Raw genomic sequence first — 26,792 nt, forward strand, 5'->3', positions numbered from 1 at the left:
GGATCGAATATTACGAAAAAATAGTATCTTCAGAATGTATGCCTTCGCCCCGAACAATTTGTGAGGGCAATAGTTATTCTGGACAACTGGACATAAATCAATTATCATGAAACAAGGCCTTTGGATTTTATTGATGCTCTTTTCCGTTCCCGTACTGGCACAAAAAACAGTTTTTGAAGACTTTCAGAAGATTACCACCCTCGATCAGGCGCAGAAATACGTCGATGCACACCCCGAGTTGAAGCCCACGATCCTGAAACTGTCTGCAGGCAGAGATACCTCCCTCATCGAGAAACGTTTACTGCGCCAAAAAAAGGGGGATGTATTTTCGGTAGGATATGTTACCTATAAAGTAATTGAGGCCACTGAAGCTGTAAAATACCGTGCCCAATACGTGTTCCTGGATGGCGGCTCCTTATCGCCGTCACAAGTGGATAGCCTGCGGAAAACGATCGTGCAAAAAGCAAACAGTGGTGCCGATTTCAGCAAGTTGTCTGACCAATACACCATGGATGGAAATACCACCAAGGGTGATACGGACTGGTTTTTCGGTGAACTGATGTTCCCGAAGGAATTTCAGGACGCCGTAGCAGCCCACCAAAAAGGAGAGATCTTCTTTGTAGACGTATCTGACAAGGGATGGCATTACATCATCAAGAAGACGTATGACGACGACCTTAAAAAAGACATTGTCGTGTTGCGGGCAAACGGACGTTAAATAGTTACACCCAATCCATAACAAAAGAAGAAGGCACTTCCTTACGGGAAAGTGCCTTCTTCGCTTTAGAGTCGTTTTTATTTTCCAATACAGAACTTGCTGAAAATATAATCAAGCTGATCTTCGGTAGTGATCTCGCCGGTGATCTCGCCAAGATAGTGTAAGCATCGGCGTATATCGAGCGCCAGCAGGTCGCCGGGTATTTGATTGTCGAGCCCCGCACGGATATCCTGCAATGATTTCAATACTTCCTGCAATGCGTGGTAGTGCCGCGCATTGGTAACGACGGTATCCTCCGTTTGTAGTTGTCCCTGCAGCACCATATCTACCAGCCTTTCCTTGAGCACTTCAATATGCAGGTTTTGCTTGGCTGCGATGAAGATGATGCTGGAGCGCGCATCGAAATGATTGCGTATCTCATCACTGGCCAGGTCGGATTTGTTGCCTACCAGCAGGTACTTGAGTTGACGGTTGTCCAGATCGTGCTTTACTGCTTCCAACTCGGGCACCGTGGTTTGCTGCACATCGAAGAGATAAACCACCACGTCGGCCTGGGCCATTTTGGCCAAACTTCTCTCCACACCAATACTTTCAATAATGTCGCTGGTATGTTCACGAATACCGGCCGTATCTACCAGGCGGAATATAATACCGTCTATGTTCAGCACTTCCTCGATGGTATCGCGGGTGGTGCCGGCAATTTCACTAACAATTGCCCGGTTTTCATTGAGCAGTGCATTCAACAGGGTAGACTTACCAGCATTCGGTTTGCCAACAATGGCTACCTGCACACCGTGTTTGATCACATTGCCCAACTTAAAGGAATGGAGGAGTTTCTCAACGGCGGTCTGTGACTCATTGATCAAAGTATAAAACCTCGAGCGATCGGCAAACTCCACATCCTCCTGCGAGAAATCCAGTTCCAGTTCGATCAGGGCAGAAAAGGACAATAACTGATCCCTCAATTGCTTCAACACCTCAGAAAAACCTCCCCGAATATTGTGTAAGGCTGCTTTGCGGGATGCCTCGGTATTGCTGGCGATCAGGTCGGCCACTGCTTCGGCCTGTGTAAGATCGAGTTTCCCGTGGAGGAAAGCACGCTGCGTAAACTCCCCCGGCTTAGCCAGGCGCGCACCGTGGTTCACGCATGCCTGGATTACCTGTTGCTGCACGTAGGGCGATCCATGGCAGGAAATTTCGATGACATCTTCGCCGGTATAGGACCTGGGGCCCTTGAACAGGGAAACCACCACCTCATCCAGTACAACCCCTTCTTCCTTCAGGTACCCAACATGGATGGTATGGGAAGGTTGAACCAGAAGATCTTTGGAGGGAAATAGTTTATTGATGATCTCAAAAGCTTGTTTTCCACTAATTCGAATAACCCCTATAGCGCCAATTCCCGGCGGTGTAGCCAGTGCCACGATCGTATCGTCCCATCCCAACAACTTTGCCATATACTATGCTTTTTATGCTCTCTAATGCCCTAAAATCTGCACAAAAATAGCATACCTGGCGGGAAACAGAACAGCCGGCGCGAGGCCGGCTGTTTAACGCTACAAATCAGCATCCTGACAATCGAGGACCTAACAATCAAGATCAATTATTCTGTAGACAACTGAAAAATAATGGGCTGACGCTTATAGGATCTAACTTTTCGGCCATTTTGGATGGCTGGATCCCAACGACCACTTTTCTTAATTACCCGGATGGCGGCATCCCAAAGTTCTTTCGGCCCCGCCAATGCCTCTACGTTACTTACATTACCGAGGGTATCCACTACAAACTGGATCTCCACTTTACCCTGTATCTCGTTGTCAATCGCATCCTGAGGATAGTTGTTAGCGAGGTTCTTATTCAGGAATCGCGCCCAGGCTGGCGGTCCTCCAGGGTACATGGACTCGATCTCTACCTTACGAAAGATTCCATCGTCGTAGGGATCTTCTTTTTTCACAACTGCTGTAATGCCTTTGCCTGCATTTTCATCAGCAGGAGGGCCTGCTAAACCATCATCTTTAAAACCATCCACGTTCTTTGTGCCAATCTTGACATCATCGAGATCATCCACAGGAGGCGGTGCTTCTTCAGGTTTCACCTCCTCGTCGGGTGCGATCTTGATGTTGGTAAACTGCTTCGTCTCGATCTGTTTCATGGGCGGCGGTTCCTTAACAGGAGGCGGCTCTTGCGGCTTATCCTGTTCGATTAATTTAAGCTCATTTACTGGAATGATGATCTCCTTAACGATCTGCTCTTTCTTGCCCATATTGGCGAATACATAGCCACCAATAAAAAGCAGCAATACGGAAAGCATTCCGCTAATGGACATCAATAAACGGCGCTTGTACGTCTTACGTAGTTCGTAAGCGCCATACGATTTGTTCCGCCCCTCGAAAATGATATCGAGTACATCGGCGGTTAGGATCTTTGAAATCTCCATGGCAATTAATTTTACTAATAGGATGCCCTGGTGATTCAAATTCCATATAACTATATTTTTTTGAAATCCGTGTGGAATCAGGCGGGTATTGCATCACAGCGATCTAAGATGCCCGTAACGGGCCAATTGTTCAGGAGAAAGACATCTATAATTAGGGAAACTAGAACGACTCCAGAATAACAAACCAAATGCGTCCATTTATTGGTCGCATAACTGCTACCCTGCTGCGAAAATTCTTCTGCTCCTTTTATGCAGGACCTTATGGAGAATGTCAGGTTGGAAGTATGATAGCCTGTGCAACAGTTCCCGGTTCCTCCTTAGCGGTTAGCTCGCAACGTATGCCCCGGCAAGCAGAGGAGGCAGGCGATCAGTGAGGATACAGTAAAAAAGTTCCTGGCCTGAACCAGCTATGTGAAATAAAAAAATCCCCTCCGCAACCGGAGGGGATTTTACAATCATGTTTGAAGCGCTGTATTAACCTTCTGTTTCCAGACGGAATACGATGGGCTGCTTCTTATAAGATTTAACCTGACGGCCATTCTGAACGGCAGGTGTCCATTTACCACTCTTCTTGATAACGCGAACCGCTTCTGCACGCAGTTCTTCGGGACCACTGATCGCTTCTACATCACTTACGTTACCTTCTTTATCCACGATGAACTGGATCACTACTGTACCCTGAACTTCGTTGTCGATAGCGTCTTGCGGATAGCGGAGCGTTTTGTTGAGGTAACGCTGCCATGCTGCAGAACCACCGGGATATTCTGATTCAATTTCTACTTTGGTAAATGTCTTATCCCAATCTTCTTCTACTTTCTTGGGAGCTTCTACCACACCTTTACCGGCGTCTTCAACAGGAGGTGCTACGATACCTTCGTCTTTCACACCTTCCTGGTTAACGGTACCGATTTTGGTGTCTTCCAGTTTTTCAACCTCAGGTGGTTTTTCGTCCTCCTTCACTTCCTCATCCTTTACGATCTTGGGAGGGGTGAATTTGGCCATTTCCACTTTGGGAGGTTCTGGTGGCTTCGGTGGCGGAGGAGGAGGCGGCTCTTCTTTCCGTTCTTCCTGTTTGATCTCCTCCAACTGCACGTCTTGCACAACCATTTCTTTCTTGTCGTCTTCCTTGCTTAAGAAGTTTGACAGCACATAGCCACCAAACGAAAGCAATATGATAGACGCAGTTACAGTAAGAGCCGTCATCAGGCGCTTATTGTAGGTTTTGCGCAGTTGATAAGCTCCGTAATCCTTGTTCCTTCCCTCGAAGATGATATCAAGGACGTCGGCGCTTAATATTTTATTGATTTCCATAAATGTGCTTTGTTATAAGATGCTTTACAACTAAGATTCCACACGCTTTTGGCGATTATTTTTATTTTTATTGCAGAGACTTCGCAACTAATTGAAGCTCAACATCAAAAATATCCACCAGGGCGTAACGTTTAACCTCGTTGATGGTCATTTCATCCAGTATATCGACCGTATTCTTATAAGTAGCATCAGGCGTTGGCTTGATCACCACCACGAAGTCCTCCGGATTGGTAGAACGCTTCTTGTTGATGATTACATCCCGTACATCCTTAAAGCCGGTTGATTTAAAGTTGCTGCCATCGGGTAACAACTCCCCTTCATAATAGAAGACGGTGTTGTTTTTAGCCAAAATAAGGGTCAAAGCGCCAGAGGCCTTTACCTTATTCTGATCTTCAGGCTTTTCCGTGTCTTTCGGCAGGAAAAGCTTCATAGCCGTAGGCTGGCTCATCGTCGTGGTGAAGATGAAGAACGTGATAAGCAGGAATCCGAGGTCCACCATGGGCGTTAAGTCAACGCGCGTGGACAGCTTTTTCCCTTTCTTAACACCAGGTCCTTTTTTATGTCCCCCACCCGACGAGGTATCCATTTCTGCCATATCGCAAATGTTTTTGGAGTTAGGAACTTTGTTTACTCGTCCGTTGCTTTACCGCCGGTAGCCTGGTTCCGCTTGTACAGGTCGGTACCTGCAGGAACGCCTTCCGGATCGGTGATCATAGAGAACTTAAATATCTCGTTCTTTTTCAGGGCATCGATGATCCCCTTGAAAGATGGATATTTAGCGTCATTGTCACCCTTCACCAGGAGGTTCATTTTCTTACCGGTGAACGCACTGTTGGCGGCCCTTACCCACTCGATCATTTGGTTATCGAGTGTGTCAACAGGGATACCCTCAGCCTTGTAGTTCTTGGCCTGGTCTGGGCTTAAAGCAAGATACGATTTTAGCTTCGAAAAAGGTACACCGATGAAGGCCCCGGTACGCTTGAAAGCTGCCTTTTCCTGGGCTGTAAGGCCCAGTGCCTTGGCCTGATCGACTGCGTCGATCACCGCTTCTTTTTCGTCGGGATTTTCATCATTTACCTGAAAATACACCTTACCTTCTTTATCCATCGTGATCAACACCACGTTCTTTTGGTCTACAGCCTTGGTAGACACCGACTTAGGAGTCGTTACTGCCAACGCTTCAGGCGCCTTGAACTTGGTGGTGAGGATGAAGAACGACAGCAACAGGAAGGCCACGTCGCACATCGCCGTCATATCGACGGAGGTACTTTTCCTCGGTACTTTAACTTTTGGCATGATCTAAAAATTTTGTTTTCCTCAATAAGATGCAAACATTGCCAAATTCCATATTTACCTGTCGCAACCTGGCCGGATTTGCCTTTTTTAGCCTTAACCAGGCATTTCACGATTCCTGGCCATGACGGGTAAACCGGAACTTCCCCCCACTATTTGTACAGTGAAGCGAAGCTTTGAGTTAAAGTAAAACCAGACTCATCGATACCGTAAGTGATACCGTCGATCTTGGTAGTGAAGATGTTGTAGAAGATGATCGCGAAAGCTGATGTACCGATACCCAGAGCCGTGTTGTAAAGGGCCTCAGAGATACCACGAGACAGTTCAGCGGCAGCAGCACCACCACCTTCTTCACCGAGAGCAGAGAATGAAGTGATCATACCCAATACCGTACCCAACAGACCCAACAGGGTAGCTACTGAGGCGATAGTAGACAGGAACACCAGGTTCTTTTCCAGCATAGGCAGTTCAAGAGCAGTAGCTTCTTCAACTTCTTTCTGAATAGAGAGTACTTTTTGTTCAGTATCCAGTTCAGTGTTGGAAATCATTTCTTTGTACTTGCGCAGACCAGCTTTCATTACGTTACCTACGCTACCTTTTTGCTTGTCGCACTCAGAGATAGCCTGATCTACGTTCTTATTAGCGAGGTGATATTGTACTTTGCGGATGAACTCAGCAATGTTGCCAGTACCAGAAGCCTTGGTGATGGTCAGCAAACGCTCGATGATAAAGGTGAGCGCAGTCAGGAAAGTTGCGATCAATAAAGGTACAATGATACCACCCTCGTACATCTTGCTCAATCCACTCTTTGGACCCTTATGATGTGGCCAGAAACCACCACTTGCATCGGGTTGTGAGAAATTACCTGCAGCGCCCAGACCAAACCTCCAGATCAGATAACCTGCGAGTATACATACTACCGGTGCGATCCATGAAATCGCATTGCTACTTTTCTTCGGTTGAACAGATGTACTACTCTTCGCGGCGGGCGCAGTTGGTTTTGTTTCAGCCATGATTGTGTTTTTTTAGTGTTTGAAAAAAATTAGTCTATCTGTAGTTTAAAAAATTAGCTCACAATGCTAAGGAAAAATGCTTTTCCACAGGCGATTTTGATCAAGAAAAATTTTTGACAGGGTTCACAAGATAAGGAATTTAGCAGATGGAGGCGCTAAAAATAGGCGTTTTGATTGAATAAAACAGAGGCGAATGTAGAATTAATTTAAAAACAAAACATTCACCCTTAACGCTTTTTAATGATCTGCTAATCTGCGTGCAAAAAGCATTTTGCTGCCATCCATCCCTCACATATGCCTTTGCTCCTTCAACCACCGAATGTGCCATTCAAACCTATCAATCAGCCTTAACTGCCCACCATCAGCGCCTTATTTATCAGTCTACCAATCCACTATTTTTCAACCATTGGTACAATCGTTCCCTATCCTTTGAACCCCTTTTGCTTATCTTCAGCCATTAAATAACATTTATCATGGATAAAACCCCCAAGTTGAGAAGATCTATTTTTCTACTGGTGGCTGCCGGCTGTTTGGCTGGTTCCGTTTCCGCACAAAACCGGAGACCAGGAACTACCCCTCCCGTCGCCGACACTACTAAACCCCGTATCGGAATTACCCCACCCGCACCCCCAAAACCTGGTCCAAAACCCTTTAAAGAAGTCATTACTGATAAGGCTGTTTCCCGCAAAGGCCTTTTTGGCATTCATAAGGTAGAAGACAAATGGTACTTTGAAGTAGCCGACAGCTTGCTCGGTCGCGACGTACTGGTGGTTAACCGCATTTCGAAAGCCCCCGCCGACACACGCGCCGGCTTCTTCGGTTATGCCGGCGATGAGATCAACGAAAACGTGATCCGCTTCGAAAAAGGCCCCAACAATAAGCTGTTCCTTCGCAATATTTCTTTTTCGACCTATTCGAAGGATTCTACCAAGCCGATGTACAAAACAGTGCAGAACTCGAATATTCAGCCTATCACCGCAGCGTTTGATGTAAAGGCGTTTTCGAAAGACAGCACCGGCTCCCTGATCGACCTCACCGACTATATCAGCAGCGACAACGATATCTTCTTCTTTGCCTCCTTCTTCAAGACCGCCCTCCGCATCGGCGGCCTGCAGCCGGATAAGTCTTATATCGTTGATATCAAGACCTACCCCATCAATACGGAGATCAGGACCGTGAAGACCTATAGCAAAATGTCCATGCCTTCGCCCATCCCCGGCCTGATGCCCTCGGGTCCTACCGGTAATGCCACCTTCGAACTGAACACTTCGATCGTATTGCTGCCCAAGGTGCCTATGCGCGCCAGGTACTATGATGACAGAGTCGCTTATTTTACCACGGAATACACAGATTTTGATGCAGATCCCCAGGGTGTGAAGGATATCAGCCTCATCACCCGCTGGAAACTGGAGCCCAAACCCGCCGATATCGAGAAATTCAAGCGCGGCGAATTGGTAGAGCCCATCAAACCGATCATCTATTACATCGACCCCGCCACACCGGCCAAATGGGTTCCCTACCTTATCCAGGGTGTAAATGACTGGCAGAAAGCCTTCGAAAAAGCCGGCTTCAAGAACGCCATCTTCGCCAAGGTAGCACCTACCAAAGCAGAAGACAGCACCTGGAGCCTTGAAGATGCCCGTTATTCGGCCATCGTTTACAAGCCTTCCGATATCCCCAATGCCAGCGGTCCCCACGTACATGATCCCCGCAGCGGTGAGATCCTCGAGTCTCACATCAACTGGTATCATAATGTGATGCGCCTGCTGCGTAACTGGTACCTGATCCAGGCATCGCCCAGCGACCCCAATGCCCGCAAAGCCCAGTTCTCCGACGAACTGATGGGTCAGCTGATCCGTTTCGTTTCCTCACACGAGGTAGGCCACACGCTCGGATTGCCCCACAACATGGGTTCCTCTGCCGGTACACCGGTTGAAAAACTGCGCGACAAAGCCTGGGTTGAAGCCAATGGACACACTTCTTCTATCATGGACTATGCCCGCTTCAACTACGTAGCCCAGCCCGAAGACAATATCGGCGCTGCCGGCTTGTACCCACGCATCGGCGATTACGATCTCTTCTCGATCGAGTGGGGCTACCGCCCGATCCTCGATAAGGACGAAGACGGCGAAAAGGCAGTTCTCAATGATTGGGTAAAGGCCAAATACACCGATCCTCGTTTCCGCTTCATTCATCAGAATGGTATCGACCCCCGTGCGCAGACTGAATCACTGGGCGATAACAATATGAAAGCCAATGAATATGGCATCAAGAACCTGAAATGGATGTTGCCTAAACTGGCAGGATGGCTCAATGAAAAAGGCGAGAACTACGAAAACCTCGATGAAGTGTACAATGAACTGATCGGTCAGTTCAGCCGTTACTTCGGTCACGTGGCCACTTATGTAGGCGGTATTTATACCGATTACAAAACCACCGAACAGGCTGGTGAAGTGTATACCGTAGTGCCCAAATCCCTTCAGAAAGAAGCGATGGCGTTCATTCAAAAGAACTACTTCGAAACACCCTCCTGGCTACTTGATAAGAAGATCCTTGATAAGGTATCTGCACCTACCAGCGACCGCGTTAGCGGTATGCAGGACAGCTGGCTCGGCGCAATGCTGAATACCAGCCGTATGCAACGCCTCATTTCCTCTGCCAACCGCGATGCTTCGGCTTATCGCCTGGAAGAGTTCATGGACGACCTGAAGAAAGGCATCTGGAGCGAACTGGCTACCCGCAAGCCCATCGACAACTATCGTCGTAACCTGCAAAAAGCTTATGTAGAGCGCCTGGGTGCTATCATCAATCCCGCACCAGCCGGTGGCGCTGCTATGGGTGGATTCATCATTTCTTTCGGTCCTTCTATCGACCCCAAGAAATCTGATATCAGCTCGGTAGCTAAAGGTATCCTTCGCCAACTGAAAGCTGAAGTAGCAGCCGCTGCTCCTGCTTATAGCGACAGACTGAGCCGCTATCACCTGCAGGATCTTAATGACCGCATCAGCAAGATCCTCGATCCTAAATAAGGCATCGACCCTGATCATAAAAAATGGCCGGCTGTTGCAGCCGGCCATTTTTGTTTATAGCGCTTCAAACTTTTCAATGTTTACTCGTACCGCAGTGCTTCGATGGGATTTAACCGGGAGGCTTTGATGGCGGGATACAATCCTGCGCCCAAACCCACCAGCGAGCAGATCACCACACCCGCAATTACCCAGTTCCAGGGAATCACAAAACTGGTGGACAGCAGTAAAGCAGCGACGTTCCCCAGGGCTATCCCTACCACGATCCCAATGGCGGCTCCCATCATACTGATGATCACGGACTCGAGGAGGAACTGAGACTGAATATTACCTCGTTTGCCGCCGATCGCCTTTACCAGGCCTATTTCCTTGGTTCGCTCGGTAACGGCCACCAGCATGATATTCATGAGGCCAATGGCAGCGCCCGCCAAAGTGATCACCCCGATCAACACCGCCGCAATGGTAATAAAGCTCAGGTTACGCATCAGCATCTCTACGATGCTGTCGCTTTTATCGATCACAAAATTGTCTTCTTCCGAAACATTCAACCGGCGGATTGGCCTGAATATACCTGTTGCTTCCCCGATAGCGCCGTCCATCAGTTTGATATCCGGTACTTTTATTTGAATGCTGAAGCTCGCATTGACATTAGAGTTGAAATAGCTGCGCACATTGCTATAGGTGGTGATGACCGAGTTATCCAGGCTCCTGCCCATGGTAGAGCCCTTGGCAGCCAGCGATCCTACAATTAAGAAGGGAATATTGTTGATCTTGATGGTTTGCCCCACCGGCGCTTCTATATTTTCGCCGAAGAATTTCTTGGCCACATCCCGTCCAATGAGACAAACGTTGCGGCCCGACTGCACATCCAACGAATTGAGGTTGCGGCCATAAGAAACCGTAAACCCGTTGAGGTCGGTATAATTCTCGTCGCCGCCCAACACCCACACATTGGGATTGGTTTTCTTGCTGCCATTCGATATGATGGCATTTCGCGTACCAAACATATTCATGCTAACCTGGGCTGGGAACTGGTAGGCCGATTTGAAGGTTTCCGCCTGCAATTTGGTGATGGGCTTGCCCTGGTTCGATTTCTTTTCCCTTTTCTTGCCCTTCTGCTCCTTTTTAAGCTGAGAGCCGCCCCCGAAAAAGTTACGGGGTTCGCGGAACCGGATGGTGAAACCGGTAGCCCCCATGGAAGAAAAGCTCTCGAGGAACTTCTGCTGCATAGCGGCAATGGCCGTATTGATACCGATCAGCGCCGTAATGCCCAGCGCAATGATGGCGACGGTAATCCCCGTACGGAGCCTGTTGCCACGCACAGTCCTGAAAGCTAAGGAAAAGGTGTCCCGGATGGTCATATAAAATATGTCTCACTAAAGTAAGAAATATTACCGTACCGCGTGACAAACCGTCTGCCAACAAAAAACTCCCTCAGGGAGGGAGTTTTCAATCAGTTATCTTATCGCATTAAAAGAAGTAATAAAGCTTATCGAGAAGGCATTGCGGGAAGATACCCAGCACCACCACGATGGCGGCCAGGAGAACCAGCAGGGCCTTGAATGTACCGGACACTTCCATTTCCTGGGCGTCGCCCTCTTTGAAGTACATGGCCTGGATTACGCGGAAATAATAGTATATACTGATGGCGGCACAAAGTATGCCTACGATCACCAGCCAGAGAACATGACCGTTGGCTACGGCTCCGGCCAGCATATAGAACTTGGCCATGAAACCAGCAGTACCCGGAATACCGGCCAGCGACAACAGGAAGATGGCGGCTGTAGCAGCCAGTACAGGCTGACGTTTTGCAAGACCGTTGAAACCTTCGAAAGTATAGTCCTTCATCTTGATCAATACCGCGAAAATGCCGATGGTGGCAACGCTGTAAGCAGCAGTATAGAAAATGAGGCCCTGGCGGGAAAGTTCATTCAAAGCTACCAGTGCAAACAGCATAAAGCCTGCCTGGGCGATACTGGAGTAGGCCAGCATGCGCTTTACGCTTTGTTGGAATACCGCAGTAATATTACCGATGATGAGCGTTGCAGCCGTAACTACTGCAACCACCAGTTGCCATTGCGCGTGCATTTCACCGAAGGCATCATCAAACAAGCGCAGGAAGGCGATAAAGCCGGCCGACTTGATAACCGTCGCCATGAAAGATGTGAACACGGTGGGCGCACCATCGTACACATCCGGCGTCCAGAAATGAAAAGGCGCAGCCGATACTTTGAACCCCATTGCTACCAGCAGCAGGAGCAGGCCGGCACTTACCATGGGTGTCAACTCGCCGGTGCCCAGGGCAATTGCTTCGAGGTTGAAGCTGCCTTTAGCACCGTAAAGCAAAGTGATACCCATCAGCATTATACCTGTGGAGAAAGACCCCATCAGAAAATATTTCAGGGCTGCTTCGTTACTCTTCAGGTTCCTTTTATCGGTACCTGTGAGGATATACAAAGGAATGGACATGATCTCGATACCCAGGAACAGCATCAGTAAGCTGTTGAACGAGGAAGAGATCGCCACACCACAGAGAATAAAGAAGATCAGGGCAAAATAATCAGGCGTGCTGCGACCTACCCGGTCCATATCGCGGCCCGACAGCAGGGTGTACAGGAAGGTGCTGCCGAAAGCGATGGTGTTGAAGAGCAGGCTGAAGCTATCGAAGTAGAGCATGCCATGTACGTTCACCTTGAACAGCGACGTACCACCCATTTCCATAACGTTTACCACGATCAATAAAGCAAGCCCGGTCAGTGCCGTACCACGTATCACAGCATTGTTCTTGCTGAAGATACCGCTGAACATCATCACTACACCCCAGATAGCCGATATTACAATTGCATTCATAACTAAAATCTATGCTTTCGCTTATGATGGATGTTTAATTATCATTCTCGATAAGATCGTGTCTACAGTTCCTTGTGTAAGCTCCAGGAATGGCCTGGGGTAAACACCAATCACCAAAATCACGATCACCAGTACGCCCAATACCAGGCGCTCATTGAAACGGATGTCTTTCATGGTACCGGTAAGCGTATTGGTATTGCCAAAAAACACCTTTTGTATCATGTTCAACGTGTACACAGCCGACAGGATGATAGTGATACCACCACAGGCAGCGAATACAGGTCCCATTTTTGAAACGGATGAGTTAAATACACCGGTAAACAGCAGGAACTCACCAATGAATGCGTTCGTGAGCGGCAGGGCCACATTGGCCAGTGCCACGATCACGAGCAGAATAGCCAGTCCGGGAGCCTGTTGGGCCAACCCACCCAGTTCCGACATTTTGCGGGTTTTCATCTGGCGTTCGATCAGCTCCACCACGATCCACATACCGATGATGTTGATACCGTGGTTGAACATCTGGATCATCACCCCCTGCATACCTTGTGGCGAAGTCACGAAGATCGCCATACACATCAGGCCCATGTGGGCTATAGAAGAATAAGCGATCAGTCGTTTCAAGTCGTCCTGCTGCATCGCGATCAGCGAAGCGTAGATCATACCGATCACGCTCAGCAGGGCAACAGTATCACCATTGAGCCAGGTAGCCAAAGGCAATACAGGCACCAGCCAGCGGATCACCCCAAACAAGCCCATCTTCACCATCACACCACTCAGTACCATGGTAACGGCTGTGGGCGACTGCTCGTAAGTATCCGGCTGCCAGGTATGGAAAGGAAACACCGGCATCTTGATCGCAAAGGCGATGAAGAATAACCAGAATATCCATCCCTGCTCTTTGTTAGTGAGGGTTGCCTTATAGAACGATTCCAGCGCAAAAGATTGATCGGGCGTATGCAGGTACAGGTAAATGATACCCACCAGCATCAGCAATGAACCGATAAATGTATAAATGAAGAATTTGAAGGTTACTGCAATACGTTTTTCGCCGCCCCATTGCGAACACAGGAAATAAGCAGGTATCAACGCGAGCTCCCAGAAGAAGTAGAACAGGAGGGCATCATAAGCCAGGAACACCCCCATCAAACCTGTTTGAGACAGCAGCATGAAGGCATAAAAATTATGCGCATTCTTATAGCTCGAGTTCCAGGTGGCCACCAATATAAGCGGGAACGCAACGGCTGTCAGCAGGCAAAGCACCTGTCCCATACCGTCCATTCCTACCGTGAATCGGCTGCCCAAGGCGGTTAACCATTCAGCATCGGCATGCAGGTTGGCAGCTTTATTCAACACCGTGAGGCCCAAAAGGGAAACAACGAGCGTAATCACCGTAGAAAACAATGCCCATGATTTCACGGCTTTCTCCTGCTTGATGAAGAAGGCCGCCAAACCACTCAGCAACGGGACAACGATTAGTAAAACAGGTATCATTTCTGATTTCTAAATTTCTGATTTATAATTTCTGATCTCCTCGATTATCATTAGCGGGAAAACAAACTACACATTGCCTGCACACACTCCCGTTCACCACTTTATTTCTTTACAAAGAACTGGATCACGAAGAAGGCCAGAATGCCGAGTACCATCAGCAACACATAGCTGCCTACCTGGCCACTCTGCAACAGGCGCACCTGGCGGCTGCTGTAGCTGATCACTTTTCCTACCCCGTTCACCGTCCAGTCGATCACGTCCCTTTCTACAAAATTGTTCAGGAACTTACCGATCCAGTTGAGCGGCTTCACGATGATGGCATTGTACAGTTCGTCGACATACCATTTGTTGGCCAGCACTTTGCCAAAACCGGTAGGTTCTCCCAGTTCAGGGCGTTTGCTGTAACGGCCAATCGCAAAGAAGATCAGGATCACAGCCAGCAGCACCGAAGCACCCATCAGCCCGTATTCAGTACTGTGACTGAGGTGGTGGGGATGAGCGAATTTGGAAGATGCTGCGAAGATGGGGTCCAGGAAGTGCTCCAGCGAGTGGGCATCCTTCATCAATACTTCGGGAATACCGACCCAACCGCCGATCACACTAAGTATAGCCAGCACGATCAGGGGAATGGTCATCGCTGCAGGGCTCTCATGCGGATGATGGCCATGCAGGTGTTCGGCCCCACGGAACTGACCCAGGAAGGTCGTTGCGTACAGGCGGAACATATAGAAGGCCGTCATACCGGCGGTGATCACACCGATCACCCAGTATACAGGATTGGCTGCGTAAGCGGCCGCAAGAATTTCATCTTTAGAGAAAAAGCCGGAGAACGGCGGAATACCAGCGATCGCGATACAACCCAAGAGGAAGGTAAGGTGGGTGATCGGCAGGTACTTCTTCAAACCACCCATGCGGCGGATATCCTGCTCATGGTGCATGGCGTGGATCACGGAACCGGCGCCAAGGAACAACAGGGCTTTGAAGAACGCGTGTGTCATTACGTGGAATACAGCGCCGGTATACGCACCAACGCCCAAACCCAGGAACATATAACCCAACTGGCTCACCGTTGAATAAGCCAGTACTTTTTTGATATCGTTTTGTTTGATCGCAATGGTAGCAGCGAACAGCGCGGTGGCCAAACCAATGATCGCAACAATCGTATTGGTGAAAGGCGCCAGCGTGTACAGGATGTTGCTACGGGCAATCATGTAAATACCGGCGGTTACCATCGTTGCGGCGTGGATGAGTGCCGATACCGGGGTGGGACCAGCCATCGCATCGGGCAACCAGGTATATAAAGGTATCTGGGCACTCTTTCCGGTAGCACCAATGAACAACAATAAGGTAATACCAACAATGGCGGCACTTCCTTCGAGTGTCTTGGCGTTGGCAGCCACCTGCTCGAACAGGTTGCCATAAGAAACAGTACCAAACTTGCCAATGATCCAGAAGATCGCCAGCAGGAAGCCCAGGTCACCGATCCGGTTCATCACGAAGGCTTTCTTGGCTGCGTTCGTATAATCGATGTTCTTAAACCAATATCCAATGAGTAAATAAGAGCAAAGACCAACGCCTTCCCAACCGATGAACATGATCACGTAGTTGGAACCGAGTACCAGCAGCAACATCGAGAACACGAACAGGTTAAGGTAAGCGAAATAGCGGGCATAATGCTGCCCCTCTTCCTCGTGCATGTAAGCAGCCGAATACACGTGGATCAGAAAACCCACCCCGGTAATGATCAGCAGGAAAATAGAAGAGAGCTGATCCACCTGGAAAGAGAAGGGTATCGAAAGCTTACCGACACTGATAAAATCAAACAGGTTTACGACAGCCGTATGGCCCTGCTTTACCTGGAAGAAGATCAGCAGGCTCACCACAAATGATCCTAAGATCACCCCGCTGCCTAGGATGCTGGTAAGCGACTTGGAAAGCTGTTTACGTAAGAGGCCATTGATCAGGAAACCGATCAATGGAAGCAAGGGAATTAACCACACTAATTGTAAAACATTGTTCATAAAGCCAAATTGGTAGTCTGAAGCCTGTGGCAAGCAAAGCAATCATACAAACGAAGCTGCTTCCCTCCCACTGATTTCTGATCTCAGTGTTTCAACCGGTTAAGGAAATTAACGTCTACTGAATGTACATTCCGGTACATCATCACGATAATGGCCAGGCCCACACTTACTTCGGCAGCCGCCACCACCATGATAAAGAATACAAACAGCTGTCCATCGATACCCGCATTGGGATTGGCCGCCACACCCTTGAGGTGGTGCATTTTTGAAAACGCTACCAACAGCAGGTTCACTGCATTCAGCATCAGCTCAATGCACATAAAAATGATGATGGCATTACGGCGTGTCAATACACCAGCGATACCGATGCAGAACAGCGCAATGGACAGAACGATGTAATATTCTATATTCATATGCTAATAGAAATCAAAACTTGATTGTGTACTAATCGCCTTTTTTACCAATTACTACGGTGCCTACCATAGCACTCAGGAACAATACGCTGCTCACCTCAAAAGGCACTACATACTCTGTGAACAGCACGTGGCCTAGTTGTTTGATCAGGCCGATCTCGCCATCTACCAGTTGAACGGTCGAGCTCTTCACTTCTGCATCTTTCAACGCAGCTACGAGCACGAGCAGCAAACAGCCGCCGGCAATGATGCCCGCCATCTTCAGCCACTTGTTCTTCTTGGGTTCTGTTTCGGCATTCAGGTTCATCAACATGATCACGAACAGGAACAGTACCATGATGGCACCTGCATACACGATCAGGTTCACGATACCCAGGAACTGGGCATTCATCATGATATAATGTCCGGAAATAGCAAAAAAGGTAACGATCAGCCACAGCACGCTGTGAACGGGGTTACGACTGATGATCACCATCAAGGCACTACCAAGTGCCATGACACTTAAAAAGTAGAATAATATTTCGGAAATGCTCATTTGAAAGGTGCAGTGGTTTAGTTCGCCTGTTGTTGCTTGTTTGCACGGTTACCCAGCGCTTGCTTGTACTCTTCCGGTTGGGTCACCGGATCGGGTATCAGCAGGTCTGGCTTTCCATATATTAAACCCTTACGCTGGTAGTTGGCCGGCGCAAAGGTTTCACTTAAATAGATCGCATCCTTCGGACAGGCTTCTTCACACAAACCACAGAAAATACAACGCAGCATATTGATCTCATACTTCGCAGCATATTTCTCTTCACGGTACAGGTTCTCTTCGCCTTCTTTACGCTCGGCTGCTTCCATGGTGATCGCTTCGGCGGGGCAGGCAACGGCACAGAGACCACAGGCAGTACAACGCTCACGGCCCTGCTCATCTCGGTTCAACACGTGCAAACCACGAAACACGGGGCTAAAAGGACGTTGCTGTTCGGGGTAATTGATAGTAGCTTTCTTTTTAAAGATATGCTTGAACGTGATCAGCATACCCTTGAAAATATTCCAGAGGTACAACCGCTCCACGAAGGTCATGGGCTTACGATCAACCGGTTTCGCTCTGTTCGTTAATGCTTGCATACAAATTAATTACGTGTTTGGACCAACTGCAAAGAAATCAAATAATATCCTAATTACAGCGTGGACGCTAGTTCCGTCATCTTTATTTTTTCAGCCACAGTACTACTGCTGCTGTTACGATCATGTTGATCAAAGCCAAAGGCACCAGCTTCTTCCAGCCCAGGTTCATCAGCTGGTCGTAGCGGAAACGCGGGATCGTCCAGCGCACCCACATGAACAGGAAGATGAAACCCGCAATCTTGGCAAAGAGCACCCCACCCTGGAACAGGGCCATCAGGTTAAGGCCAACCTTCTCCGTCAACTGGGCATCGTTCACAAACGGAATATCATAACCGCCAAAGAACAGGGTAGCCATGATGGCGCTGCTAATGAACATGTTGATGTATTCCGCAAACAGGAAGAATCCAAGTTTCATGGATGAATACTCCTGGTGATATCCAAAGTTCAGCTCATTCTCGGCTTCGGGTAAGTCGAAAGGCGTACGGTTACACTCGGCAAATGCACAGATCAGGAAGATCAGGAAACCCAAAGGCTGGTAAACGACATTCCAAACACCATCCAGTTGTTGCCCCACGATCACGCTCAGTTTCAGAGAACCGGTGAGCATCAGCAAAGCGATGAGGGAAAGGCCCATTGGCAATTCATAAGAGATCGCCTGGGAAGCGCCACGCAGGGCAGCCATCAGCGAGAACTTATTGTTGGAAGCCCATCCGCCGATCATAATGCCGAATACACCCATACTCACTACAGCAAATACATACAGGATACCGATGTTGATGTCGGCAATCTGCAGACTCACTTCTCTTCCAAATACATCGATCTTTCCTCCCCACGGAATAACAGCCGAGGTCATCATCGCCGCCAGCATCGCCAGGCAGGGGCCCAGGATGAAGAGGATGCGGTTGGAAGTATTGGGAATGATCTCTTCTTTCATGAACAGCTTCAGACCATCGGCCAGGGGCTGCAGCAAGCCCATGGGGCCAGCCCGCATCGGACCGCGACGATCCTGCATAATAGCTGCTACCTTACGCTCGGCCCAGGTTTCATACATCGCTATTACCAGCGAAATGGAAACGATGCCTACGATCAATACCAGTTTCTCGATCACGAATAACCAGTCAAATGCTAATAAGGTAGAATACATATTTTAAGAGTCTACTTTTTCTAAGCTTACAAATTCTATTCAATCACAATTTCACGCTACACATTTCAAGCATGCGGGGACCATTCCCCCAGCTCCCACTATTTAAAATCATCCGAATGAGCAGGTCCGGCGATCTTTGACAGATCGACCGTAGGCTTGTTCACCTCACTCACATCATGAATATCCATCAATAACCTTGGTTTGCGGCCATCAAGCACCTCCACGAGGGTTTCCTTTGGCATCTTCAATCCTTCATAATGCCCTTGAGAGATCACCGACTGACGGCTTACCTTGGTAGGGCCTTCGATCACCCAGTCGTTCGTTGATTTCTTTTCGAAACGGCATTCGTTACAGATCCAGTCTTCCACTTCACCCCACTGATCTTTGCGGGCAGTAACGCGGAACACTTCATCACCGCGGTTCCAGAGGGTCACCTTACCAGAACACTTGGGGCAATCACGGTGGGCATCAACCGGTTTCAGGAACCAAACCCGGTTCTTGAAGCGGAAGGTTTTATCAGTAAGCGCACCTACCGGACAAACATCGATGACGTTGCCGATAAAGTCGTTGTCGAGCGATTTTTCGATATAGGTAGCGATCTCGGCATGGTCGCCGCGATCGAGTACACCGTGTACACGTTTGTTCGTAAGCTGGTCGGCAGTGAATACACAACGGTAGCAAAGGATGCAACGCGTCATGTGCAGCTGGATATAGGGCCCCAGATCGTGCTTCTTGAAAGTACGGCGGTTAAATTCATAACGCGTACCTTCTTTGCCATGATCGTAGCTGAGGTCTTGCAGGTGGCACTCACCGGCCTGGTCGCAGATGGGACAATCGAGCGGATGGTTGAGGAGCAGGAACTCCACCACACCATTGCGCGCATCGATCACACGTTCGCTGGTGATGTTCTTTACCACCATGCCGTCCATGACATTGGTACGGCAGCTGGCTACCAGCTTAGGCATCGGACGAGGGTCGGCGGTAGAGCCGGCGGCTACTTCCACCAGGCAGGTACGGCATTTACCACCGCTGCCTTTCAGTTTACTATAATAACACATTGCCGGGGGAGCAACATCACCGCCAATCATACGCGCTGCATTCAGGATAGACGTTCCTGGCTCCACCTCTATGGTGATGTTATCGATAGTAACCTTGAATAATTTCTTTTCTTCGGCCATAATATTATTGCTTAACCGCTATATTGATCTGTTCAGTATTCCTTACGCTGTAACCGGTACGGGACGTGGATCGGCATAATGGGCCAATCCGAAATTCCTGCTCTGGCTTTCTACCGGGTTGTCCACGTGCCATTCGAACTCGTCACGGAAGTGACGGATGGCAGCTGCCACGGGCCATGCTGCTGCATCACCCAGCGGACAGATGGTATTGCCCTCGATCTTGCGTTGGATATCCCACAGCAGATCGATATCGCTCTTCTTACCTTTTCCGTATTCGATGTTCTTCAGGATCTTTTCCATCCAACCGGTTCCTTCCCGGCAGGGTGAACATTGACCGCAGCTTTCATGACGATAGAAACGCGCCAACGTAAGCGTGTGACGAACTACGCACTGGTCTTCGTCGAGCACGATGAAACCACCGCTACCCATCATGGTGCCGGTAGCAAAACCACCGTCCGACAGGCTTTCGTAGTTCATGATGCGTGTATCGCCTTTAGCTGTTTTGAACAGCAAATTGGCGGGCAGGATGGGAACGGATGAACCACCGGGAATGCAGGCTTTGAGCTTTTTCCCGTTGGGGATACCGCCACAATATTCCTCGCTATAGATAAATTCTTCAACAGAGATCGTCATGTCGATCTCGAACACGCCGGGTTTGTTGATGTTGCCGCAGGCGGAGATGAGCTTGGTGCCGGTTGATTTGCCAATGCCGATCTTGGCATATTCTTCACCACCCAGGTTGATGATGGGAACTACAGCAGCCAGCGTTTCCACGTTGTTCACCACCGTAGGGCAATCCCACAAACCTTTCACCGCAGGGAAAGGAGGCTTGATGCGGGGGTTACCGCGCTTGCCTTCCAGCGACTCGATGAGCGCTGTTTCTTCACCGCAGATATAAGCGCCAGCGCCACGCTGCACATAGATCTGGCAGTCGAAGCCAGTACCCATGATGTTCTTGCCGAGCCAGCCGTTGGCATTGGCTTCAGCAATAGCTTGTTCCAGTATGTCGACGATCCAGGCGTATTCGCCGCGGATGTAGATATAAGTTCTGTTGGATCCCAGGGCATATGATGCTACGATCAACCCTTCGATAAGCAGGTGGGGGATGAATTCCATCAGGTAGCGGTCTTTGAACGTACCTGGTTCAGATTCATCGGCATTGCATACGAGGTAACGGGGTACGCCTTCGGGCTTGGCCAGGAAGCTCCATTTCATACCGGTAGGGAAACCTGCACCACCACGACCTCTCAGGCCACTCTTCTTCACCTCTTCTGTCACCAGATCGGGGCTCATATGCTTGAACGCCTTCTCTACGCTGGCGTAACCACCTTCACGGCGATACACTTCGTAAGAGCGGATGCCCGGTACATGTGCCTTTTCTAATAATAATTTTCTGCCCATTGCTTGAATTGAATTAGTCTGTATTTGCCGATCAGTTTAATGAAGTCGCCTTGCTGCGGCACTCCTCGATGATCTGGTCAACTTTTTCCTTAGTGAGGTGCTCGCGATAATGTTTGCCCAATTGCATCATCGGCGCGTAGCCACAGGCACCAAGGCATTCCACGGTTTTAAGGGTAAACAGGCCATCGGTGGTGGTTTCACCCACACCGATACCAAGTTTTTCCTTGATATAGTCAATGATCTGGTCACTGCCATTCACCATACAGGGGCCGGTTTGGCATACTTCAAACAAGTAGCGGCCTACCGGTTTCAGGTTGTACATACTATAGAAAGTAGCCACCTCATACACTTCGATGGGCTCGATCTTCAGCAACGAGGCTACATAGTCCATCGTTTCTGAGCTCAGCCAACCGCCATGCTCTTCCTGCGCCAGGTGCAATACAGGTATCAAAGCACTCTTGTGCTTGCCATCGGGATAACGGGCAATGATCTCCTGTACTTTCTTTAGTTTGTCCTCTGTAAAAGCCATATAACGATTCGAAAATTTGAATAATTAAGCGTCTAATTCTCCGGCAATCAGGTTCAGGCTGCTCATCACGATGATCGCATCGCTCAGCATCGAACCTTTGGTCAGTTCCTCGTAAGCCTGGTAATAAATAAAGCAGGGGCGACGGAAATGCAGGCGATATGGCGTGCGGCCACCATCGCTGATCAGGTAAAAGCCCAGCTCACCATTGCCACCTTCTACAGGGAAGTACACTTCACCTTTAGGAATATCGATTTCACCCATCACGATCTTGAAGTGCCAGATGAGCGCTTCCATTTTCGTGTATACATCCTTTTTCTCGGGCAGGTAATATTCGGGAGCATCAGCATGATAGATCTCCGCTTCAGCTCCTTTGAATTGCTGTATCTTCTGATAAGCCTGTTCGATGATGCGCAGGGACTGCCACATCTCCTGGTTACGTACCAGGAAGCGATCGTAACAATCGCCGGTAGAGCCTACGGGTATTTCAAAATCAAAGTCCTCATAGCTGCTATAAGGTGTGTGGATACGTACGTCGTAATCGACACCGGCGGCACGCAGGTTGGGCCCGGTAAAGCCATAGTTCAATGCCCTGTCGGCACTGATGGGGCCGGCGCCGATGGTGCGCTCCATGAAGATCCGGTTGCGGGTGAAGAGGTTTTCGAACTCCTTCAGTACAGCAGGATATTCACGCAGGAATTTCTCGAGCTTCTCCCAGGCGGTCGGCGTGAAGTTCCTTTCGAAACCGCCGATGCGGCCCATATTGGTAGTGAGGCGCGATCCACAGATCTCTTCATAGATCTCATAGATCAGCTCACGGTATTGCATCACGTACAGGAAGCCGGTATAGGCACCACTATCAACCCCCACGATGGAGTTGCAGATCAGGTGGTCCGAAATACGGGCCAGCTCCATCACGATCACCCGCATGTAGTCGACACGCTTGGGCGTAGCAACGCCCAGGAGTTTCTCGCAGGTCAGGTGCCATCCCATATTGTTGATCGGAGAAGAGCAATAGTTCAACCGGTCGGTGAGTGTAGTGATCTGGTAGAGGGGGCGGCGTTCAGCCAGTTTTTCGAAAGCGCGGTGGATATAACCCACGGTTTGCTCGGCCGAAATAATGCGCTCGCCATCCAGTTCGAGGATATTTTGAAAAACACCGTGCGTAGCGGGGTGTGTAGGCCCCAGGTTCAACGTGGTGGTTTGCTTCTCAATAGAGCCTTCCGGTAGTCGGATATTTGAATGTTGTATTACGTCAGACATTACTGTCTTGTTAGTTTAAACGTGAATCGGCTTTGCTACTGCGTTTTAGCACAGGCAGCCGTAAATACTTTAAATGGTCGATCCGCCTCTGCCAAACATCTCATCGTCTTTGTCGATACGGGTCTGGTCTTCCAGCGGAAACTCTTTCCGCATGGGGAAGTAGTCCATTTCATCGACATTGAGTACCCGTTTCAGGTTGGGATGGCCAACAAAGTTCACCCCAAAGAAATCGTAAGTTTCTCTTTCCATCCAGTTGGCTGCCGAAAACAGGGCAGTGGCGCTGAATACATCGGGGCGGGTAATGTCGGTATATACCTTGAAACGAAGGCGTATGTTGTCTTTGAGGTTGTGCATGTGGTAAACCACCGCCAGTTCACGACCGGAATTATCGGGATAGTGAACGGCCTGCAGATCGGTCATAAAACGGAATTGCAGCTCCGCATCGTCGAACAGGAACTGCAATACTTTCAGGTTCAGCTCTTTTGGCGCTTCAAAGGTGAGCATACCATACGGTTCTTCGAAACCTGTAACCTGTTCGCCGAATTTTTCTACCAGTCTTTGTTTAATATGTTCGTAGGTCAGTGCCATATTGAGCTTGTAGCTTATTGTATACCATAACTTTCCATCAACTGCTTGTAGCGTGGGCTATTCCTTCTGCGCAGCTCTTCCTTACCCACCAGGTCCTGTACGCGCATGAAACCATCGAGTACAGCTTCGGGGCGCGGAGGGCAACCGGGGATGTACACATCCACCGGGATGATCTGGTCGATACCCTGCAGTACACTGTAGGTATCGAAGATGCCACCGCTGGAAGCGCAGGCGCCCATGGCGAGTACCCAACGGGGCTCTGCCATTTGCAGGTACACCTGTTTAACAACAGGCGCCATCTTTTTGGCAATGGTACCCATCACCATCAGCAGGTCGCACTGGCGGGGAGAAAACCCTACCCTTTCAGCACCGAAGCGTGCCAGGTCGTAGTGCGCGGCCATGGTGGCCATGAACTCGATACCGCAGCAGGAGGTCGCAAACGGCAGCGGCCAGATGGAATTCTTTCTTGCCAAACCAACAACCTGCTCGAGGCTGGTAGCAAAGAATCCTTCGCCGCCATAACCTTCGGGCCCTTCTTTCACCAACTTCACGTCGGTTTTACCGTAGATATTATATTGAACTGGACGTGGCATAACATTTCTGATTTGAGTGAATAACCCAGGTTTCGCTCCTACCCTATTATAACAAATGGCTGCAGCATAGGTTCCCTATGGACAGCATTCATTATCACAGGATAAAACAAAGATCAAAGTAACATTATTGATCCCGGTTGACAGGATTAATATGCTTTTAATCTTCCCAGGTTAACGCTCCTTTCTTAATTATATATATAAACCCGCAAAGGAAAAATCCGATAAACATGAGAACAGCCAGGAATCCATCCCAGCCGAGCCCTCTGAAGTTGACGGCGTAAGGATAGAAGAAGATCACTTCCACATCAAACAGGACGAAGAGAATAGCAACGAGGAAGTACTTAATGGCCATTGGTTGGCGTGCATCGCCATGGCTTTTGATACCGGAGGCAAAGTTCTCCAGCTTGTCGGCAGTGTTACGTTTAGGACCCAGCCAGTGGGTAACGCCCATCATGGCACCAACGAATACGATCGCGAAAAGGAGTTGCAGACCGATGGCAAAATACCAGAAGGAGCTGTCCGGATTCTGGGTAGCGGCCGAAACTTGCAACAGGTACATCATCAAAAACCCGTTTTTGTTTAGGGGCAAAAGTAATACAGCCTCCGCAATTTCCAATTTTGAAACTTCAAATTCAATAAAATAAAAAAAACCCTGTTATCACAATAACAGGGTTTTACTATGTAAATACGATTTATGTTAACCGTTCGTTACTTGCCGTTTGCCTTGTTGCCCGAGCCTGCAGCGTTGCCGCCGGTCTTGGGTTTGGTAGCGGGTTGTGCAGGACGGGGCTTGCTCAACAACTTCATATATTCAGTAGCCGTGGGGTTGGCAGGCTCGATCTCCAGTACTTTAGAGAGGTAATAGATCGCGCTATCCTTGTCTTTCTTCACATTATTCTGATAACCAGCCAGGAAAAACAGGGATTCCATCACCTGGGCTTTGTATTTCACAGAATCGATACGCTTTGCATTTTCGAGCAACTGGCCATATTCTGCCGCTGCAATACCAATCTCCATGGTCGTATCCTTATCCTTGGCCGCACGCGCACTCCAAAGATATCCGAAGATCTCATTGGGATATTTTTGCTTATAGATACCAAAGACAGCCATCGTAGAATCGTAGTTCTTGGCCTGGTAGTGTGCAAAACCATAATTGTACAGGTCGCGTTGAGAAGGATTAGGATCCATCCGATAAGCGATACCCAATAGAATGGCTTCCTGGTTACGGTCGCCTTTAGCTTTCGCTATGGCAGCTGCTTTGTTGAGGTACTTGGTCTTGTTCTCAACAACCGTATCCTTGTCCACTGCTTTCATCAGGTTCGCAAACACTTCTGCTTCGTTGCCAGGGATCTTGGAGTTGATCTTTGCCAGCTCTTCATAGTCCGTAGCTTGTACAGGAAACTCCTCATTGGCTTTCACCAGGAAGGTTTCCATAGATTTCTTGGCAGTAGGTGCATCACCCAGTGTATCGGCAGCAAAAGCAACAAGACGATACATACGGGGATTCACCTTATCGCCATATTGAGCGATCAGGCTTTCTGCCTTGGTTTTTGCCTCAGCGGTTTTGCCGGATGAATAGAGAAAGTCTGTTTTCAGGTATTCCATGTCCGGACCCTGATCGGCATTCGCAATGTACTTGTCGAGGTAGGGCGCTGCTTTGTTCACATCTCTGGAATACCAGTAGTAGAACAATTCGTAATAAGCAGGCGTATACGCAGGATCCAATGCTACCGCTTCTTCAAAAGCCGGCAGGAAGAAATCTTTGTTGCCCTGTGTGAGGTACACCTTGCCGATCTTGTACTTGGCAGCAGCCAGTTTGGGATCGAGGCCCAGTGCCTTGGTATAAGATTGTACAGCGTTACCACCATCGATGAGCTTGCGGTGAGCATCACCCGTCAACAGGTAGGTTTCGGGATCTTTAAAGTTCTTCACCGCCGTTGCCAGGTTTAGCTTTTCGATCGCGTAATTGGCATCACCCGACCTTGCTTCTACATTGGCGCGACCTACGGCATTGAACACTTCAATATCCTTACCCTTGGTAAGCGTAAGTGCCGTTTCAAAATGTTGGCGTGCATCGTTGGCTTTACCTTCCATCAATTCGATCTGCCCCATTCCGGCCAGTAACAAAGGTGCATTGCCATTCTGCGTCAGCGATTTCTGATACAGATTCTTGGCGCCTACAGAGTCTTTCAACTCCAGCAGGGTTTGCCCTAACCAGTACACAGCATCGATATTGTTGGGGTTGGCGGCCAGCACTTTTTCAAATGTCTCCTGCGCACTTTTCCAACGCTCGTAATAGAAAAACTTTCTGCCCTGATCCACACTCTGGGCAAAAAGGATGTTGCCTCCCGTGACAACCGTTGCTACTAATAAAATGAATGATCTTTTCATCTTCTCGATTGCTGATTTTAGAGTT

At 48.9% G+C, this 26,792-nt stretch carries 24 protein-coding genes; 2 read left to right on the forward strand and 22 right to left on the reverse strand.

What is annotated here, in order from left to right:
• The first annotated feature begins 106 nt into the window (after positions 1 to 106).
• Positions 107 to 718: a peptidylprolyl isomerase gene (locus P2H89_RS31225; protein ID WP_275834655.1), complete on the forward strand. Its 612-nt coding sequence runs from the start codon at positions 107 to 109 to the stop codon at positions 716 to 718.
• Positions 719 to 795: 77 nt separating this feature from the next.
• On the opposite strand, the gene mnmE is transcribed toward P2H89_RS31225, so the two are convergent.
• The 6 genes from mnmE to P2H89_RS31255 all read right to left on the reverse strand — a co-directional run bounded on the left by mnmE (position 796) and on the right by P2H89_RS31255 (position 6,772).
• A complete protein-coding gene (gene mnmE / locus P2H89_RS31230) occupies positions 796 to 2,175 on the reverse strand; it encodes a tRNA uridine-5-carboxymethylaminomethyl(34) synthesis GTPase MnmE (protein WP_275834657.1) in 1,380 nt (459 codons plus the stop codon).
• Between the two features lie 146 nt (positions 2,176 to 2,321).
• The gene (locus tag P2H89_RS31235) at positions 2,322 to 3,155 is read right to left on the reverse strand and encodes an energy transducer TonB (RefSeq protein WP_275834659.1); all 834 of its coding nucleotides are present in this window, start codon (positions 3,153 to 3,155) and stop codon (positions 2,322 to 2,324) included.
• Positions 3,156 to 3,629: 474 nt separating this feature from the next.
• Positions 3,630 to 4,466, reverse strand: coding sequence for an energy transducer TonB (locus tag P2H89_RS31240; RefSeq protein ID WP_275834661.1), 837 nt, complete (start codon positions 4,464 to 4,466; stop codon positions 3,630 to 3,632).
• 67 nt (positions 4,467 to 4,533) lie between these two features.
• A complete protein-coding gene (locus tag P2H89_RS31245; RefSeq protein ID WP_275834663.1) occupies positions 4,534 to 5,061 on the reverse strand; it encodes a biopolymer transporter ExbD in 528 nt (175 codons plus the stop codon).
• Between the two features lie 32 nt (positions 5,062 to 5,093).
• Positions 5,094 to 5,762, reverse strand: a complete 669-nt coding sequence (locus P2H89_RS31250; protein ID WP_275834665.1) for a biopolymer transporter ExbD — start codon at positions 5,760 to 5,762, stop codon at positions 5,094 to 5,096.
• 149 nt (positions 5,763 to 5,911) lie between these two features.
• Positions 5,912 to 6,772, reverse strand: coding sequence for a MotA/TolQ/ExbB proton channel family protein (locus P2H89_RS31255; protein ID WP_275834667.1), 861 nt, complete (start codon positions 6,770 to 6,772; stop codon positions 5,912 to 5,914).
• 473 nt (positions 6,773 to 7,245) lie between these two features.
• Here P2H89_RS31255 and P2H89_RS31260 point away from each other — a divergent pair, with 473 nt between their 5' ends.
• Entirely contained in the window at positions 7,246 to 9,801 is a 2,556-nt protein-coding gene (locus P2H89_RS31260) for a zinc-dependent metalloprotease (protein ID WP_275834669.1), read from the forward strand.
• A gap of 80 nt (positions 9,802 to 9,881) precedes the next feature.
• Here P2H89_RS31260 and P2H89_RS31265 read toward each other — a convergent pair whose 3' ends face one another.
• From P2H89_RS31265 to P2H89_RS31340, 16 genes are all read right to left on the reverse strand, one after another.
• On the reverse strand, positions 9,882 to 11,159 hold the full coding sequence (locus tag P2H89_RS31265) for an ABC transporter permease (RefSeq protein WP_275834671.1): 1,278 nt from the start codon (positions 11,157 to 11,159) through the stop codon (positions 9,882 to 9,884).
• A 109-nt stretch (positions 11,160 to 11,268) separates the two neighbouring features.
• Positions 11,269 to 12,648, reverse strand: a complete 1,380-nt coding sequence (locus P2H89_RS31270; RefSeq protein WP_275834672.1) for an NADH-quinone oxidoreductase subunit N — start codon at positions 12,646 to 12,648, stop codon at positions 11,269 to 11,271.
• 21 nt (positions 12,649 to 12,669) lie between these two features.
• On the reverse strand, positions 12,670 to 14,139 hold the full coding sequence (locus P2H89_RS31275; protein WP_275834674.1) for an NADH-quinone oxidoreductase subunit M: 1,470 nt from the start codon (positions 14,137 to 14,139) through the stop codon (positions 12,670 to 12,672).
• A 101-nt stretch (positions 14,140 to 14,240) separates the two neighbouring features.
• On the reverse strand, positions 14,241 to 16,160 hold the full coding sequence (gene nuoL, locus P2H89_RS31280) for an NADH-quinone oxidoreductase subunit L (protein WP_275834675.1): 1,920 nt from the start codon (positions 16,158 to 16,160) through the stop codon (positions 14,241 to 14,243).
• A gap of 83 nt (positions 16,161 to 16,243) precedes the next feature.
• Positions 16,244 to 16,573 (reverse strand): NADH-quinone oxidoreductase subunit NuoK, encoded by a 330-nt coding sequence (gene nuoK / locus P2H89_RS31285; protein WP_119051903.1) that lies wholly within the window; start codon positions 16,571 to 16,573, stop codon positions 16,244 to 16,246.
• A 31-nt stretch (positions 16,574 to 16,604) separates the two neighbouring features.
• Positions 16,605 to 17,108, reverse strand: a complete 504-nt coding sequence (locus P2H89_RS31290) for an NADH-quinone oxidoreductase subunit J (RefSeq protein ID WP_275834678.1) — start codon at positions 17,106 to 17,108, stop codon at positions 16,605 to 16,607.
• A 17-nt stretch (positions 17,109 to 17,125) separates the two neighbouring features.
• On the reverse strand, positions 17,126 to 17,683 hold the full coding sequence (nuoI, locus tag P2H89_RS31295) for an NADH-quinone oxidoreductase subunit NuoI (RefSeq protein ID WP_275834680.1): 558 nt from the start codon (positions 17,681 to 17,683) through the stop codon (positions 17,126 to 17,128).
• A gap of 82 nt (positions 17,684 to 17,765) precedes the next feature.
• Entirely contained in the window at positions 17,766 to 18,827 is a 1,062-nt protein-coding gene (gene nuoH / locus P2H89_RS31300; protein ID WP_275834682.1) for an NADH-quinone oxidoreductase subunit NuoH, read from the reverse strand.
• Between the two features lie 98 nt (positions 18,828 to 18,925).
• Positions 18,926 to 20,005 carry a 2Fe-2S iron-sulfur cluster-binding protein gene (locus tag P2H89_RS31305; RefSeq protein WP_275834684.1) on the reverse strand — a complete coding sequence of 360 codons (1,080 nt, stop codon included), beginning with the start codon at positions 20,003 to 20,005 and terminating at the stop codon, positions 18,926 to 18,928.
• A gap of 42 nt (positions 20,006 to 20,047) precedes the next feature.
• Positions 20,048 to 21,406: an NADH-quinone oxidoreductase subunit NuoF gene (nuoF, locus tag P2H89_RS31310; RefSeq protein ID WP_275834686.1), complete on the reverse strand. Its 1,359-nt coding sequence runs from the start codon at positions 21,404 to 21,406 to the stop codon at positions 20,048 to 20,050.
• Between the two features lie 31 nt (positions 21,407 to 21,437).
• On the reverse strand, positions 21,438 to 21,935 hold the full coding sequence (nuoE, locus tag P2H89_RS31315) for an NADH-quinone oxidoreductase subunit NuoE (RefSeq protein ID WP_275834688.1): 498 nt from the start codon (positions 21,933 to 21,935) through the stop codon (positions 21,438 to 21,440).
• Positions 21,936 to 21,959: 24 nt separating this feature from the next.
• Complete coding sequence (locus tag P2H89_RS31320; RefSeq protein ID WP_275834690.1) at positions 21,960 to 23,195, reverse strand: NADH-quinone oxidoreductase subunit D; 1,236 nt, start codon at positions 23,193 to 23,195, stop codon at positions 21,960 to 21,962.
• A 69-nt stretch (positions 23,196 to 23,264) separates the two neighbouring features.
• Positions 23,265 to 23,783 (reverse strand): NADH-quinone oxidoreductase subunit C, encoded by a 519-nt coding sequence (locus tag P2H89_RS31325; RefSeq protein ID WP_275834692.1) that lies wholly within the window; start codon positions 23,781 to 23,783, stop codon positions 23,265 to 23,267.
• Between the two features lie 14 nt (positions 23,784 to 23,797).
• Positions 23,798 to 24,376, reverse strand: coding sequence for an NADH-quinone oxidoreductase subunit B (locus tag P2H89_RS31330; protein WP_275834694.1), 579 nt, complete (start codon positions 24,374 to 24,376; stop codon positions 23,798 to 23,800).
• 157 nt (positions 24,377 to 24,533) lie between these two features.
• Positions 24,534 to 24,938 carry an NADH-quinone oxidoreductase subunit A gene (locus P2H89_RS31335; RefSeq protein ID WP_275834696.1) on the reverse strand — a complete coding sequence of 135 codons (405 nt, stop codon included), beginning with the start codon at positions 24,936 to 24,938 and terminating at the stop codon, positions 24,534 to 24,536.
• A 146-nt stretch (positions 24,939 to 25,084) separates the two neighbouring features.
• Positions 25,085 to 26,767 (reverse strand): tetratricopeptide repeat protein, encoded by a 1,683-nt coding sequence (locus P2H89_RS31340; protein ID WP_275834698.1) that lies wholly within the window; start codon positions 26,765 to 26,767, stop codon positions 25,085 to 25,087.
• Between the last annotated feature and the right edge of the window lie 25 nt (positions 26,768 to 26,792).

The sequence above is a fragment of the Paraflavitalea sp. CAU 1676 genome (assembly GCF_029223285.1).
GTDB lineage: Bacteria > Bacteroidota > Bacteroidia > Chitinophagales > Chitinophagaceae > Paraflavitalea.

Excerpts from the sequence above, each read along its gene's own strand:
- P2H89_RS31275 (WP_275834674.1), bottom strand. The coding sequence starts at position 14,139 with ATGATACCTGTTTTACTAATCGTTGTCCCGTTGCTGAGTGGTTTGGCG.
- P2H89_RS31290 (WP_275834678.1), bottom strand. The coding sequence starts at position 17,108 with ATGAGCATTTCCGAAATATTATTCTACTTTTTAAGTGTCATGGCACTT.
- P2H89_RS31265 (WP_275834671.1), bottom strand. The coding sequence starts at position 11,159 with ATGACCATCCGGGACACCTTTTCCTTAGCTTTCAGGACTGTGCGTGGC.
- nuoK (WP_119051903.1), bottom strand. The coding sequence starts at position 16,573 with ATGAATATAGAATATTACATCGTTCTGTCCATTGCGCTGTTCTGCATC.
- P2H89_RS31240 (WP_275834661.1), bottom strand. The coding sequence starts at position 4,466 with ATGGAAATCAATAAAATATTAAGCGCCGACGTCCTTGATATCATCTTC.
- P2H89_RS31255 (WP_275834667.1), bottom strand. The coding sequence starts at position 6,772 with ATGGCTGAAACAAAACCAACTGCGCCCGCCGCGAAGAGTAGTACATCT.
- P2H89_RS31235 (WP_275834659.1), bottom strand. The coding sequence starts at position 3,155 with ATGGAGATTTCAAAGATCCTAACCGCCGATGTACTCGATATCATTTTC.
- P2H89_RS31245 (WP_275834663.1), bottom strand. The coding sequence starts at position 5,061 with ATGGCAGAAATGGATACCTCGTCGGGTGGGGGACATAAAAAAGGACCT.
- nuoI (WP_275834680.1), bottom strand. The coding sequence starts at position 17,683 with ATGCAAGCATTAACGAACAGAGCGAAACCGGTTGATCGTAAGCCCATG.
- P2H89_RS31260 (WP_275834669.1), top strand. The coding sequence starts at position 7,246 with ATGGATAAAACCCCCAAGTTGAGAAGATCTATTTTTCTACTGGTGGCT.
- P2H89_RS31305 (WP_275834684.1), bottom strand. The coding sequence starts at position 20,005 with ATGGCCGAAGAAAAGAAATTATTCAAGGTTACTATCGATAACATCACC.
- nuoL (WP_275834675.1), bottom strand. The coding sequence starts at position 16,160 with ATGAACAATGTTTTACAATTAGTGTGGTTAATTCCCTTGCTTCCATTG.
- P2H89_RS31225 (WP_275834655.1), top strand. The coding sequence starts at position 107 with ATGAAACAAGGCCTTTGGATTTTATTGATGCTCTTTTCCGTTCCCGTA.
- nuoF (WP_275834686.1), bottom strand. The coding sequence starts at position 21,406 with ATGGGCAGAAAATTATTATTAGAAAAGGCACATGTACCGGGCATCCGC.
- P2H89_RS31250 (WP_275834665.1), bottom strand. The coding sequence starts at position 5,762 with ATGCCAAAAGTTAAAGTACCGAGGAAAAGTACCTCCGTCGATATGACG.
- P2H89_RS31335 (WP_275834696.1), bottom strand. The coding sequence starts at position 24,938 with ATGATGTACCTGTTGCAAGTTTCGGCCGCTACCCAGAATCCGGACAGC.
- P2H89_RS31325 (WP_275834692.1), bottom strand. The coding sequence starts at position 23,783 with ATGGCACTGACCTACGAACATATTAAACAAAGACTGGTAGAAAAATTC.
- P2H89_RS31330 (WP_275834694.1), bottom strand. The coding sequence starts at position 24,376 with ATGCCACGTCCAGTTCAATATAATATCTACGGTAAAACCGACGTGAAG.
- mnmE (WP_275834657.1), bottom strand. The coding sequence starts at position 2,175 with ATGGCAAAGTTGTTGGGATGGGACGATACGATCGTGGCACTGGCTACA.
- P2H89_RS31320 (WP_275834690.1), bottom strand. The coding sequence starts at position 23,195 with ATGTCTGACGTAATACAACATTCAAATATCCGACTACCGGAAGGCTCT.
- P2H89_RS31340 (WP_275834698.1), bottom strand. The coding sequence starts at position 26,767 with ATGAAAAGATCATTCATTTTATTAGTAGCAACGGTTGTCACGGGAGGC.
- nuoE (WP_275834688.1), bottom strand. The coding sequence starts at position 21,935 with ATGGCTTTTACAGAGGACAAACTAAAGAAAGTACAGGAGATCATTGCC.
- nuoH (WP_275834682.1), bottom strand. The coding sequence starts at position 18,827 with ATGTATTCTACCTTATTAGCATTTGACTGGTTATTCGTGATCGAGAAA.
- P2H89_RS31270 (WP_275834672.1), bottom strand. The coding sequence starts at position 12,648 with ATGAATGCAATTGTAATATCGGCTATCTGGGGTGTAGTGATGATGTTC.